Below are 14,132 nucleotides of genomic sequence, written 5' to 3'. Positions count from 1 at the left end.
TTTCAGTTTCTAAACGCTTTCAAAGCAGGATAAAGTAAACGGTAACGTTTATAATTTTCTGCGTAAGCCTGCTTTAATTCTTTATCAGGCTTTATACAGTTTATGCGCTCTGGCGATGTGCAGACCTCTTCAATTTTTTCACCTGTAAGAGCTAAACGCGCTAATCGTGCTGCCCCAAAAGCACCTCCCTGCTCTCCATGTTTAATTTTGTTAAGAGGCATATTAAGGACAGATGCAATTATGCTTACCCATAATGTGCTTTTGGAACCTCCCCCTATTACATCGGCGGTTAGAGGTGCCTGTCCTGTCTTTAAAAAACCTTCAAAAGCGTCACGGAATGAATAAGCTACACCTTCCAAAACAGCCTGTGTCATCTGAGCACGTGTTGCATCTTGCGTAAGGCCGACAAACCCACCTCTTACACGCCCATCATTATAGGGAGTACGTTCTCCTGCCAAATAAGGCGCAAATAAAACAGGTGAAGGTTCTTTAATAGTTTTAGGCAGCTCAGCCAGAAGTGTTTCTTCTTTTTCATGGCAAAGATCAGCCCACCATTTAAAAGAAGCAGCAGCTGACAACATAACGCCCATTTGGTGCCATCTATTTGGTAATGCATGACAAAAGGTGTGAATGGCTGTTTCAGGATTGGGACAATATGAGTCCGTCGTCATCCATAAAACACCTGACGTTCCTAAGGAAACAAAACTGTCTCCTTTATTAATCGCGCCTAACCCAATAGCCCCTGCCGCGTTATCTCCAGCACTGCCAGCAAAAATAGGGCGTTTTTTCATTTTCCATCGTGAAGCAAGGTCTGCTTTTAAATAACCAGCCCGGTCAGTTCCCTCACATAAATCAGGCATGTAAGACATATTTATGCCCGAGGCTTTTAAAGCAGCTTCAGACCAGCTCCGCTTTTTCACATCTAGCCATGCTGTTCCTGAAGCATCCGACATGTCTTCGGCCATTATGCCCGTTAGAGCATACCGCACCCAAGCTTTAGGCAGCAAAACATGACGCGTTTTGGAAAAAATTTCTGGTTCGTTTTTTGCAACCCAAAGCACTTTAGGTGCTGTAAAACTTGGCATTGTGATAGAGCCAAGAATTTTGGGACCATCAGGAAAGCGATTTTCAAATATGGCACATTCTTTATCAGCTCGCGTGTCGTTCCATAAAATACATGGGCGTAGAACTTGGCCTTTTTCGTCTAAAAAAACGGCCCCATGTTGCTGACCTGATAATCCTATTGCCTCTACTAAAGATACCTCTTGAGGATACTGATCTTGTAACATGTCTAAAGTATGATAAATGGCCTTTAACCATTGATCAGGATCTTGCTCTGACCAGCTTGGATGTAAACGTCGAACAGTTAGAGGTTCTGTCCATGAACCTATAATATTTTGCTTTTCATCAACCAAAAGAGCTTTAATGCCAGAAGTTCCAATATCAATGCCGATAAACATAACAAAAAAGCCTTATTTATAGCGATATCATTATTTTTATTATTAAAAAAAATAACCTATTATAGCTTATGAGAACTTAACAGTGAGCCGTCTAATTCGCGCTCAGATAAATTTAACAGCTTTCCTAAAATTTTCTTTTCCAGAGGTGTATGTGCTGCTTTAACTTTTACAAAAGAAAATAAAGCTTCACCACGTTGTTTATGCTGATCTCGCGCATAAATACTGTTTCGCGCCACCATAAAACGCTTAATATCCTGTGAACTCATTTTTGGAAAAAGTGCATGATATCTATGCTCTGTACCAGAGAACATTGAATCTAATGGCGACGTTTTATCATGCAAATTCTCTGTATTTTTTGAATTTACAAAATATTGAGCCCATGAATTAGAGTGATCATCCTGAATTGAAGCATCATTGGTCGGACTAATACTAGGTACAAATTGCTGTTGCACACTATAATATTTCATAAAGTCACTATCAGCTGTAGCCGCCTTAAATTTACCCCAAGCAACGGCAAAACTTCCTGTTACATTACCTATATTGCTATTTTCAAAAAAAAGGTGATAGGCGGTAGATATGGCTGCAAATTTTTCTGCATCGGACGTTGTACTGCTTGAAATGACCTGTGAAGCTGCTTCTAGAACATGATAAATTTTTTCTGCACTTTTACTTTGTTGGCTATTTAAATATGTTTGTGCATGTTCTGACAGCGTAACACTATCTTTGAAATCTTTATCAAGAGAGTATTTTTCAGGCGCAAATTGCATGTCATCTGCATTATTTTTAACAAAATGTTCAGTTGTAGAACTAGATATAGGGCGAACGTCCAGCGATGAGCCAGGCCATAATAAATGAGATGCAATAATAGCCATCATTCCCTCTGCGGATGACGATAAGGTTTACGCTTTATTATATACACCTAAATATTTTGTAAAATCGTTAAGTATTTTTTAAAAATGATGAATAATAACGAAAATTTGATTAATTTATTTAAAAATTGTCAAGAACAGTTAATTTTGTAATAGAACTTTTCAAAGAGGTTAATTAAATAGCCTCTTTGAAAAGGCAAAATAAAACGACTCTTATTTAAGTGTAATTCGCTTAAGAGACGTCTTTAAACTTAGAGGCATAAGCAGCAGCAGCCCCATAAAGACCAGGTTGTGGATGAGTTATGATTTTTACGGGTATGTCACTCATCATAGCTTCAAACCGCCCTTTAGCGACAAAGCGTTCAGCAAAACCAGAATGAGGCAAAGTATGGGCCAGGCGCAATCCTAAACCACCGGCAATAACCACACCACTCGCTTTATGAGTGAGGGCTATATCACCAGCAACAGCACCTAAACTAAGGCAAAAGCGTTCCAGCGCAGCTGAAGCCATCGTATCTGTGCCTTCAATGGCTGTAGTCCAAAGGAGACGATTATCTTTGAGAGTGATTGGTAAATCTTGGAGCTCGGCAATAACTTCGTAAATATTTGTGAGCCCCGGCCCGGAAACTATTCTTTCAACAGAAACGCGGCGAAAACGCTCTCTGAGAGCAACTAATATCCGATCTTCTAATGAATCGAGAGGGGCGAAGTCAGTGTGTCCCCCTTCTGTTTCCATAACGTGGTAATGGCCATTTTGTCGTAAGACGCACGCAACACCTAAGCCCGTTCCTGGCCCGATGATACTGATCACGCCTTCATTGGGTAGATCAATATTAGGACCACATAGATGTTGCATGTAATCAGATCCAATCTGTGCAACAGCGTGTCCTATAGCCCCAAAATCATTAGTTACGACAAAATTATTGAGATTAAGACGTTGAGCTAGCTGGGATGGCTGAATAACCCACGGATTATTAGTCATTTTCAAAATGTCACCCGAGATCGGACAAGCGATGGCTATGCCAGCTTCATTCGGAATTGGACGACCAAGTTTTCGACCAAAAGCCTCCCATGCTAAAGCTAAGGAAGCATGTTCCGCACATTTAAGCGTTGTCGCCTCTTCTAAGGTCACAACTTTTCCGTCTTCTACTGTTGCAATAGCGAAGCGAGCATGAGTGCCACCAATATCGACGACTACAATCTCTTTCATAATTAGTAATCTCCTCTCATGATCCGTTATAGCTGTTCTAATAAAGGATTAACTGTCTTACAGATGAAATTACCATATTCGTAAAATATTAGCAGGATCAATTTTCAGGTGGATGTTGCATAATATCTAATGCTCTTAAAATTCTATGAGAAATAGCACTTGGAAGTAGAGCTTCTAACAAACGTGTTAGCTGAAATACCCACGGAAATACTAGTTTTGCTTGTCCTCTGTTAATTGATCGCGCAATTTGGCGCGCAGCCTTATCTACAGGGACGAGAAAAGGTTGGTTACCTTCAAGGCGCTGACTCATAGGCGTATCGATAAAACCGGGTGCAATAAGCGTAACTTTGACGTTATAGGGTTCCATGGCAGCTCTTAAAGCAGTGCTAAATCTGCCTAATCCGGCTTTTGATCCGCTATATACCGTTGCTAGTGGTAAATCATGAAAAGAAGCTACTGATCCCAAAATGCCAATTCTACCTGTTTGGCGTTCTGCCATCCTACTTGCCGCCTCTGTAGCCATGGCAACTGGAGTCGCAAAGTTAACCAATGACATTTGCAAAGCTGTCTCAGATGTTTCTGTCTTGGCTCCTGCTGGGCGTATATCGGCCATGCCAGCCGATAAAATCAAAATATCAACAGGATTAATATTGTCAGCTTCTATCAGGGCCTGTACTGCTTGCGCAGCATTGCTTAAATCAATTGCCAGAATAGAAGTGCTGGCGCCTTTTTCCTGACTTTTTCTTGCAGTTTCCTGGAGGCGGGCTTCATTGCGGCCCCATAAAGTTATATGGACCCCAGGACGGGCATAATAAGATGCTAAAGCAGCTCCGATGCCGCTTGAACCACCTGTAATAAGAACGTGATGTTTCACGGAGTTAGGAATCGTCTTTTCTTCTTTTTTACTCATAATGCCCATTTATCTCCTATTACCCTCTAGTCTGATTTCTTCTGTACGCGTATAGCCTCTTTCATGCAACGTGAAGCTTCTCATTCTCAGTCTGATAAGATCGAAATTCGTCCTGTTACATCGCGGCGCGAATTGCGAACGTTTATAACACTGCCCAGATTACTTTATAAAAATATGAAGGGTTTTGTAGCGCCATTTGATATGGAGCAAGAGGGACTTTTAGACCCCAGAAAAGCTGCGATATTTCGTCATGCTGATATTCAATATTTTTTAGCCTGGAGAGGCAAAACTCCCGTAGGAAGAATTGCTGCTATATTGGACCAGCGTGCGATAGAATATTGGCAAACCAAGATCGGTCAGTTTGGCGCTTTAGATTGTGTGCCAGATTCTCTGATTGTTGCAGCCCTTCTCCAGGCAGCAGAAAATTGGCTGATTGATCGTGGAGCTGTACGAGTGCGTGGTCCAGTCACTCTTAGTGGTAATGGTGAGACAGGCTGCATGGTTGAAGGGCAAGAAACGCCTCCCATGGTCGCAATGCCCTGGCATCCTCCTCAATTAAGTCGTTTAATTGAAAAAAATGGTTATGAAAAAACTGAAGACCTTCTTAGCTACAGCCTTGAAATAACGCCTGAGATTGAAGAGCATTTTCCTGTGCCAGGGGGAATGCAAATTGGCAAAGGTCGTCTTAAATCAATTACGACACGTTCGCTCTCGAAAAAAGAAATAGTTGCTCAAAGTGAGATTTTAAGAAAACTTTATAATGATGCCTGGGCACATAAATATAATTTTGTTCCGATGCAGGATTATGAAATGCAGGCCATGGTTAAGCAAATAAAGCCACTTTTAAGGCCTGAGCATTACGTCCAAATTGATCAAAATGGTGAACCAGTCGCTATGGCTATGGTGATACCAAATATCTATGACATCACTGCCGACTTAGGGGGGGCGCCTTCTTTAAGTGGGTGGTTGCGTTTTGCCCACAGACTATTCACTCATCGTTTTAAATCAGCCCGTGTTATTCTTTTAGGGGTGAGTAGTAAATTAAGAGGCACCATTTTGGGCTCGCTTTTACCGTCTCTTGCCATTCGTGAATTGATGCAAAGAAGCAAAAAACAGCCTTATAGATGGGTAGAATTAGGGTGGATTCAGGAATCTGACACAGGCATGCGCAGCCTGGCTGAGGCTTTGGTCCCTCACCCGCATAAACGCCACAGACTTTATGAAAAGCCACTTGTAAAGAGATAAACTCTAGAAAAAATTGTTAAAAATGCTGCCAGCCTAGTTTATCAAATTTTATAGGCTGACCATTTTTAGCCAGCATCTGCACCCCATGCCCCTTTGATACACGTCCAATACGGGTTATTTTAACCTGATGTTTAAGACATTCCTTAACTAAATCATCTTCCTTGTCTTTAGGACATGTAAGAAGAAGTTCATAATCATCTCCTCCCAATAAACGTGTTTTTTCCCACTGAGAGGGAGCGTTACGTGTGGCTTCTATCATGGGAAGCTCGGATTCATATAAGTCTATATGTACCCCTGATTCTTCGGCAATATGATTTGCATCTTGCAAGACACCATCTGAAATATCCATGCAAGCACTAACTATTCCATGCAGAGACAAACCAAGACGGGGTTCTGGCAATAAATAGGCTTTTGTAAGTAAATGTGAGGGATCGTCCAACTCTTTAAGACGGGCATGTAACCCTAAGGCGGCAGCGCCTAATGTTCCTGTTACCCAAACGCTATCATCTTCTTTTGCCATATCACGCCTTAAGGCCTTACCGCTTGAAACCCGCCCAAAAATAGTTAGGGTAAAGACCATAGGGCCGTCACTAGCTGTGGTATCTCCCCCTAGCAAAAAGAGTTTAAAACGCTTTTGATCTTCGGCCAGTCCTTCAGCAAAAGCTTTAAACCATTCGTCACTATATTTGTGGCTTAAGGGTACTGTCACATTTAGAGTATAGCTGAGAGGTTCAGCTCCCATTGCGGCGAGATCAGAAAGATTACACCGCAATAATTTTTGACCAATTGTTTTTGGTGGGTCAAAAGGCAAAAAATGCCGGTTTTCAACCATTGTATCAGTTGAAACTACAAGCTCATGGTTAGGCGTGAGAGAGATGACAGCGCCATCATTTCTCAAATCAAAAGCCCCCTCACCAGCTAATGACTTAAAATGACGGCCAATAAAATCGAACTCACCCATAAGCTTAGCTTATATTACCATCTTGCCGTTTATAGCTATCTAAAATTCCATTAACCATTTTAGGCTCATCACCACTAAAAAAGCCATGGGCTACATCTAAATATTCATTAATTATAATTTCTTTGGGAGTTCCTGCCTGTAACTCATATATTGCCGCACGCAGGAGCGAGCGTAATACTGGGTCAAGGCGTTCTAAAGGCCAATTAGTTGGCAATAAAGCCTTGATGGCATCGTCAATTAAACTTTGTTCAGCTAATACCTGGCGCACTATCTTATTTAAAAGTGACAGATCAGCATTTGGTATATGACCATCAGCAAAGTCAGCATTGGGAACAACGTGACGAAAAGAAGCAAATTCTTTTAAAACAGGTTCGGCACCAGTTTTATTATGTTCACACTGATAAAGTGCCTGAACGGCTGCGACGCGCGCGATTGTACGGCTTCTTTTACGATCTGTAACAGAATGTTCCTGAGGGGAAGATTTCATGCTTACTCCTGAGATGTTTCCTTAATGGATACAGAATTGGGTGTCATGTCAGCAAGAATTTTTGAGAATGCTTCAATTTCACGAAAATCTTGATAGACACTTGCAAAACGGACATAAGCCACACTATCCACTTTACGCAATGCATTCATGGCTATTTTACCAATAAATTGTGAAGAAATTTCCTGAGCTCCAGAAGATTCTAATTTTCTGACCAGCTCATTGACAAGACGCTCCTGCTTGACCTCATCAATTGGCCTTTTACGCAAAGCTATTTTTATAGAACGTGCTAATTTGTCCCTGTCAAAAGGAATACGCCTTCCATCCGTTTTTATAACTGTTATTTCTCTAAGCTGAACGCGTTCAACAGTTGTAAAACGTTGTGAACATTCTGGGCAATAGCGTCTGCGCCTAATTGCGGCGCCGTCCTCACTTTGGCGGCTATCCTTAACCAAAGTTTCTTGATTTCCACAGAATGGACAATGCATAACTTAATTCACAGTTCCCTATTTATACGCTTTACTAACGTTTATAAAAAATTAATCTTAGCTTTGCGTTAAGACCATTATAAATTTTGAACTTACATTTTGAATTTTACTATTTTAATCTCAGAAAATGTTACTATCGTTTGATGACTTAAACATTATATAGCTTATGAAGGAGTATTTATGAAAATGACACCCCGGCTTTATATTTTTGTTGCGATATCGATGTTAATTTTTCCGTCTATGGCCAAAAGTGCCAGTTTTCCTGTTAAAACTTCATCTACTCAGGAAAAATCAAATATAGATAAACATCTCGTGGTCAGAGATGGGGTTATTATGCCCTCAAGCAATAGTCCTGAAATTTTGCAAGGTTTTTTTATTATCGAAAATAAAAGTCCGAATGATATGTTATTGCAAAATATCACGTCCCCAATATGCGATCGCATTTCAGCCAACCATAGTGATCAAGTAAAAACATCTAACGAATCAGCCAATTTTGATATTTTTAAACATTTGGCCGTCCCACATGCCTCTGTCATGGTTTTTCCTAAAGAAGGCTACCATCTTGTATGTTATAAATTAAAACAACAAGAGCCGGTTAAGGACACAGCACCTTTTACATTCCATTTTCTGGGCGGGTTAAATGTAACAGCAGATTTTTCATATCAAAATCATGAATGAAGCTGATTAACAATTGAAGGATTTTTAATCACGTCAATAACTGCTCGCCCATAGCGCTCCAACTTACTTTTGCCTACACCTTTTATACCTTCAAGGTCATCAAGTTTTTGGGGCTTATGTCGGGCAATTTCACGCAGGGTTGTATCATGAAAAATTATGTAAGGCGGGATTTCTTGTTCAAAAGCTTCTCCTCGTCTCCATGATTTTAAAGCCTGAAAAAGTTCAGTTTCGTAATCTGAAAGATCATCTTCCTGAAAAGCCTGTTTCTTGGCTTGTCCAAGTGTTTTAGACAAACCTTCATCTTCTTTTAAGGCAAGTTCTTCTTCTCCTCTCAGAAGAGGACGAGCAATGTCTCTGTTAAGTGCCAAGCCTCCATGATCATTGCCTAATTTTACAGCTCCTTTGGCGATAAGCTGGCGAATAACCATTCGCCACCATTGCTCACTTTTATCCTTACCAATTCCAAATACAGAAAGAGCTTCTAAATTATGGCGCTCCACAAGTTCTGTTTTTCGCCCTCGTAAAACATTGGCTATCATTACAGCCCCAAAACGCTCTCCGGTGCGATAAATGGCTGAAAGAACTTTTTGAGCGGCTTCAACACCGTTAAATGTAGCAATGGGGTTAACACAATTATCACAATGATTACATTTGTGAGTAAGTTCTTCACCAAAACAGGCTAAGAGAGTTTGTGTTCGACAATTCACAGTTTCTGTCAGAGCAATCATAGTTTCCAAGCGTGAACGCATTGAGTGGCGCTCACTTTCAGGCGCGGCAGATTGATCAAGCCAATAACGTGCCCTAGCTATATCTTCTCCCCCATAAAGCAGCAAAGTATAGGCAGGATCGCCATCGCGCCCTGCCCTGCCAATTTGTTGGTAATATGATTCAGGTGAATGTGGCATATCGAGGTGAATAACGACCCTCACATCGGGGCGGTCAATTCCCATGCCAAAAGCAATGGTCGCCACAACGATCATTGATTCACCTGAGCGAAAGCGTAATAAAAGCGCTTTTTTTTCAAGGGGCGACAAACCAGCATGAAATGGTAAGGCTGTATAACCCCGATCAGTTAAATAAGTAGCAATACGCTCTGTTCTTCTTCGGCTACCGCAATAAATTATAGCCGATCCTTCTTTAAATTTTGTCTCTAGCGTTGCTAATAATTGACGTGTTTCGGAATATTTAGGTTGAGCCTGAATAAATAAATTTTTTCGATGGAAACTAGCTGTTAAAATACGAGCCCGCTCCATTTTTAACACACTTAAAATATCATTTCGGGTGCGTTCGTCAGCAGTAGCTGTTAAGGCAATTCTGGGAGTAGAAGGAAATTGATCTTTTAATAAAGATAACTCCCTATATTCCGGCCTGAAATCATGCCCCCAGGCTGAAACACAATGGGCTTCATCTATAGCAATAAGAGAAATTGATCTGTGCTTAAGAAATTCAAGCGTAGAAGGTGTCAAAAGCCCTTCTGGAGAAAGATATAAAAGATCAATTTCATTTCTTTTTAGCTGATTCCAGAGGTCAATACGCTCATTATAATCTAGCTCTGAATGGAGAGCAGCCGCTCTCACTCCTGCCTGTTTAAGCCCTGTAACCTGGTCTTCCATAAGGGCTATAAGTGGGGAGATAACCAGTCCCATTCCGTCTCTGCATAAAGCAGCAACCTGGTAGCAAAGACTTTTACCACCTCCTGTGGGCATGAGAACGAGTACATCCTCGCCCTGCATTAAGGTGGAAATAGCCTCTTCCTGAAGGCCTCTAAAGTCATCAAATCCGAAAACTTGTTTTAAAATTTCTCTAGGAGAAGGATTTTCGCATAAATGATCAAATGACAAAAAGAGACCTCTTATAAAACTTACTTGGCAATTTTAATTGAAACGCGTCGCAGAGCTAAACGGGAATCATCAATATCTTTTAAAGGAAATTTATCTTTGGAAATAATTTTCGGGTCTACGCCATCAATTTCAAGCACTTCCACAACAGCTAATGCACGCGTCGTGGCTAGCTCATGAAGCACATCGGGGTCGCCCATTTTGCCGGCTGAACCAAGTACATAAATATGCCGGGCATGCATGTTGTGTGCGGCTTTTGCTGCCTGACGAACAACTTCCTGTCCAGCATCACTTAAAGTCACAGAATCGCGTTCAAAAAACACGACATAGCTATCTCTGGGAGTAGATGACACACACCCAGCCAGCAGGCCAATTGCCATAAGAGGAATAGCCGCTTTAAGATAAGAGGCACGAAAAATATCGAAACGACGAGACATATTGCGTCTTCCTGATTAGAAATCTTCTTTACTAAGTGCCCCTCCTTGCCTCATTGGTCAATCTTTAATCATGCATATAAACGATTAAACCAGGCGATTGGTCAGTTTTTTATTTTCCAACATAATGACTCGGTCTAATTTCTCTGCCCCTGTTAAGCTATGCGTAATGAGTAAAACAGAAATTTTGGGATCAAGATGATTAAGAGTTTTGATAAATTCTTTTTGAGTGTCCCTATCAAGCCCTTCGGTGGGTTCGTCTAATATAATAATGGGTGTTTGCTTTAAAAGCACTCTCGCCAAAGCAATTCGACGACCCTGTCCGCCAGAAAGAGTAGAGCCATTTTCACCAATCCAACTATCAAGCCCCTCTGGTAAAGAGCGGACAAAATCAGCTATCTGAGCTTTTTCAAGGGCATCCCACAAAGCTTTATCGGGTACGTTTTTTTGCCCTAAAAGAAGATTATTGCGAATTGTATCGCTAAAAAGATGACTGGCTTGAGATAACCACCCAATCTTGTGACGAAGTGATTCAGTTTTAATGCTGGAAAGCGAAACACCCCCAAATAAAATTTCGCCTTTTTTGGGTTTTACAATCCCCATAATAAGAGCGACCAGGCTAGACTTCCCGCTTCCAGAGGGCCCCATAAGGGCGACACGTTCACCCTCTTTTAAAGAAAAATGAACATTTTCATATAAAATATGAAGATCATCCCAACCAAAACTTAGATCACGTGCAACAAGCTCATAAGATGACGGGGCTGTCTGCCCATCATGATCTTCAATGAGGTTTTTACTCATAGCAGGTTCTGTTACCCTATGAGCAGCGTGAAAAATTTGCCCGGCTAAAAATCCTGCTCGTGGCAGATCTACAAATTGGTCAAATAATGTAATAACGACAAAAAAGAGCATGAAATTATGCAGCATGTCAGGGTGGTGAAAATAAAGCCCCCCTGCATAACCGAGAACAACTAAAACCCCTAAGCGTGAAATAAGACTGGCTAAACCGTTACAGAGAGCCATATGCATATTTTCACGTTTTTGTAGCTGATATAATTTATGTTCTTTTTTTTCTATCGCGCTCTTCAGGCGTTCTTCTGCTCCAAATAAGTGTACTTCGCGTAAACCTGAAGCTAAATCCAAAATTTGCGAATAAAGCAATGAACGAGCCTCAAGCAGTAGTGGCCCCATTTTGTAAGATAATATCCCTGTGATGAATGGCACAACAAACACCAAAAGGCAGAATAAAGCCGTAATTATGAATGCCAGTTGGATGCTTCCCTTGGCACATAATATAAAAAGCAAAGGCACCGAAAAAAATGCAACTATAAGCGGCACAAATACGCGAATATATAAATTATCAAGACTTTGAATATCAGCCACTAACTTTGATAAAAGATCTCCTGAACGTTTTTGTCCGATTCCCATTGCCGAAGTGCGCGCTAACCTGCGGAAAAACCATACTCTCAAGTCAGCCAAAGCCCTAAATAAGGCATCGTGAGTTATATATCTTTCACCATAGCGCAAGATGATTCTAGAAAGACCAGCCAGACGAAGCAAATAAAAACTTGCACCAAAACCTAAAATAGCGCCCGTTAATCTTGATCCAGATTGTCCCATCAGCAGTAGCGAAGCCCAAAGTGAAAAAGAAGACACTAAAACACCAAGCAAAAGACGACCTAAATGAGGGCGCCACAGGCTGATTATTGTGAAAAGAGATTTCATGATTTTCCCTTTTCTGTCACATATTGATGTAATGGAAGATTTAAAGTTTTCACGTCTTTAAGAGCTGTAAATTGGGCAGAGTGTGTTGCAATAATAACTGTACGATTTTTAGCTAAATTCGTTAAAGAGGAAAGTATTTCTGCTTCCGTTTCTTTATCTAAATGGGCTGTTGGTTCATCCATTAAAATAAGAGGAGCATTTTTAAGGTAGGCTCTTGCTATGGCAACACGTTGAGCCTGTCCCCCCGAAAGTCCAAACCCGCCCTCACCTATCATTGTATCAATATTATGAGGAAGTTGTGGCAGGAATTTATCTATCGCAGCCGCTTTAATGGCAGATTGAAGCTCTTTTTCTGATGCATCTGGACGAGCAAAAAGAATATTTTCTTTCAGCGTTCCAAAAAATAATAGAGGTTTTTGACCTAAGTAACTTATATGGTGAGCAAGCTCTTTTGGCTTAATTTTTGTAATATCTTCATTATTAAAAAATATAGTGCCATTCGTTGGTTTTATAAAACCTAAAACCAGCTCCAAAAGAGTAGATTTACCAGCTCCAGATGGACCATTAAGCAGCAAAATTTCATTGGGTCGAAGCGTAAAACTAATATGATTTAACACCCATTCTCTATCATCGGACCAGTGAAAGCTCACATCATCAAATTTAAGCTCCACAGCCTCGGAGTCACCTAAATTAAATTCGTGCTGTTCGTTATCATATTGTGGCTTTGGTAGAGATAACGCTACCTCAGCTGTTTCTGTAGCTCGAGCCCGATCCTGATAGGCTGCGGAAAAGCTTCTAAAAGGGGCAAATGCTTCGGGCACCATAAAAACAGCAAATAAGGCATTTGTTGCCTGAGATATATTACCTGTATGAAGCAAAAAATGGCTTTCTGTAATGACAATACCAACCAGTGCAGCAATCATGACAAGATCCGTTGTGGCTGATGTCAAAAAAGCCACACGAAGGACTTTCATAGTACGCTGACGAAGCTCATCTGCTGATTTTTGCAAAGCCTCAGCTTCTTGCTCTGATCGTCCTGCCATTACAATAGTGGCCAGGCCTCTTAATCTATCCAAAAACCTTCCTTGCAAGCGGCTTAAAGCAAGAAATTGTTTACGCGATGTACGTGCTGTCGCAATACCAAAAATGGCCTGAAATATAGGTAAAAAAAGGCTGGCAGTAGCTAGGATTATGCCTGCACTGCGATTTTGCCAAAAAACAACGGCTACTACAAACCATTGCGCTAAAGCCCATAAATATGATGAAGGAAGCCAGCGCGAAAAATAGCCTTCCAGCATTTCTACATTATCTACCAAAAGACCTGCTACTTTAGAGCTATGGTGAGACCTTAATAAAGCTGGTCCGGCTGCAAAAATTTGTGACAAAAGTTTTTTTCTAAGCTGGCTCCTTGCCTTTTGTCCCAGGGAATTGGCAATAAGTTGCTGTGTAAAATTGAGAAGGATGCGTAAAAGGCAGGTAACAAAAAACCACAAAACTGCCTGCACAAATCCGTCCATTGACGAATCAAGAATATGCGCAAGCGCACTTGCCAAAAACCAGGCCTGTATGCAGCCTAATATGACATTGAGGAAACCCAAAAAAACGACGCCCCAAACGGCCTTCTTATACAGCGCATTTTGTTGGCGGACCCAAAGCTTAGCTTCTTTTTTATCAGCAACCATAGCCTTCCATATAAAAGCTCTTTTACAGGATAAATAGGGGTATTTTATAACCTGTTAAAAAAAATTAGCGAAATAAGGCAAGCGACTTTGCAAGACATAAAATAATTAATTAAATTTTGCGCTTGAATTTTGTGCCTTTTTATCGTTC

At 40.9% G+C, this 14,132-nt stretch carries 13 protein-coding genes; 2 read left to right on the top strand and 11 right to left on the bottom strand.

The genetic code is table 11. The features are described 5' to 3' along the window. Nucleotides 1-2: 2 nt before the first annotated feature. The 4 genes from xylB to GT348_RS04055 form a co-directional block, all read right to left on the bottom strand. The gene (xylB, locus tag GT348_RS04070) at nt 3-1,460 is read right to left on the bottom strand and encodes a xylulokinase (RefSeq protein ID WP_160618629.1); all 1,458 of its coding nucleotides are present in this window, start codon (nt 1,458-1,460) and stop codon (nt 3-5) included. 59 nt (nt 1,461-1,519) lie between these two features. After that, nucleotides 1,520-2,335 carry a hypothetical protein gene (locus GT348_RS04065; RefSeq protein WP_160618628.1) on the bottom strand — a complete coding sequence of 272 codons (816 nt, stop codon included), beginning with the start codon at nt 2,333-2,335 and terminating at the stop codon, nt 1,520-1,522. 226 nt (nt 2,336-2,561) lie between these two features. Then, nucleotides 2,562-3,539: a glucokinase gene (gene glk / locus GT348_RS04060; RefSeq protein ID WP_160618627.1), complete on the bottom strand. Its 978-nt coding sequence runs from the start codon at nt 3,537-3,539 to the stop codon at nt 2,562-2,564. Nucleotides 3,540-3,636: 97 nt separating this feature from the next. After that, nucleotides 3,637-4,449 carry an SDR family NAD(P)-dependent oxidoreductase gene (locus tag GT348_RS04055; RefSeq protein ID WP_201740062.1) on the bottom strand — a complete coding sequence of 271 codons (813 nt, stop codon included), beginning with the start codon at nt 4,447-4,449 and terminating at the stop codon, nt 3,637-3,639. Between the two features lie 63 nt (nt 4,450-4,512). On the opposite strand from GT348_RS04055, the gene GT348_RS04050 reads away from it, so the two are divergent. Then, nucleotides 4,513-5,694, top strand: a complete 1,182-nt coding sequence (locus GT348_RS04050) for a hypothetical protein (RefSeq protein WP_160618625.1) — start codon at nt 4,513-4,515, stop codon at nt 5,692-5,694. Between the two features lie 16 nt (nt 5,695-5,710). On the opposite strand, the gene thiL is transcribed toward GT348_RS04050, so the two are convergent. From thiL to nrdR, 3 genes are read right to left on the bottom strand one after another with little or no spacing between them, the layout of a single operon-like run. Continuing rightward, nucleotides 5,711-6,655, bottom strand: coding sequence for a thiamine-phosphate kinase (gene thiL, locus GT348_RS04045; RefSeq protein ID WP_160618624.1), 945 nt, complete (start codon nt 6,653-6,655; stop codon nt 5,711-5,713). Nucleotides 6,656-6,659: 4 nt separating this feature from the next. After that, a complete protein-coding gene (nusB, locus tag GT348_RS04040) occupies nt 6,660-7,142 on the bottom strand; it encodes a transcription antitermination factor NusB (RefSeq protein ID WP_160618623.1) in 483 nt (160 codons plus the stop codon). 2 nt (nt 7,143-7,144) lie between these two features. Further along, a complete protein-coding gene (gene nrdR, locus GT348_RS04035) occupies nt 7,145-7,627 on the bottom strand; it encodes a transcriptional regulator NrdR (protein ID WP_160618622.1) in 483 nt (160 codons plus the stop codon). A gap of 180 nt (nt 7,628-7,807) precedes the next feature. Here nrdR and GT348_RS04030 point away from each other — a divergent pair, with 180 nt between their 5' ends. After that, a complete protein-coding gene (locus GT348_RS04030; RefSeq protein WP_160618621.1) occupies nt 7,808-8,305 on the top strand; it encodes a copper chaperone PCu(A)C in 498 nt (165 codons plus the stop codon). Here the strand turns inward: GT348_RS04030 and recQ are convergent. The 4 genes from recQ to cydD all read right to left on the bottom strand — a co-directional run bounded on the left by recQ (nt 8,296) and on the right by cydD (nt 13,984). Beyond that, entirely contained in the window at nt 8,296-10,146 is a 1,851-nt protein-coding gene (gene recQ / locus GT348_RS04025) for a DNA helicase RecQ (RefSeq protein WP_160618620.1), read from the bottom strand. The genes GT348_RS04030 and recQ overlap by 10 nt on opposite strands. A 20-nt stretch (nt 10,147-10,166) precedes the next feature. Then, a complete protein-coding gene (locus GT348_RS04020) occupies nt 10,167-10,580 on the bottom strand; it encodes an OmpA family protein (RefSeq protein ID WP_160618619.1) in 414 nt (137 codons plus the stop codon). Nucleotides 10,581-10,664: 84 nt separating this feature from the next. Next, a complete protein-coding gene (cydC, locus tag GT348_RS04015; RefSeq protein WP_160618618.1) occupies nt 10,665-12,302 on the bottom strand; it encodes a thiol reductant ABC exporter subunit CydC in 1,638 nt (545 codons plus the stop codon). Continuing rightward, nucleotides 12,299-13,984: a thiol reductant ABC exporter subunit CydD gene (gene cydD / locus GT348_RS04010; RefSeq protein ID WP_160618617.1), complete on the bottom strand. Its 1,686-nt coding sequence runs from the start codon at nt 13,982-13,984 to the stop codon at nt 12,299-12,301. The genes cydC and cydD overlap by 4 nt, the downstream gene beginning before the upstream one ends. Nucleotides 13,985-14,132 lie beyond the last annotated feature (148 nt).

It is taken from the genome of Aristophania vespae (assembly GCF_009906835.1).
Lineage (GTDB): Bacteria > Pseudomonadota > Alphaproteobacteria > Acetobacterales > Acetobacteraceae > Aristophania > Aristophania vespae.
Note: the sequence above shows the minus strand (reverse complement) of the source record. Positions and strands in the feature narration are given on the sequence as shown.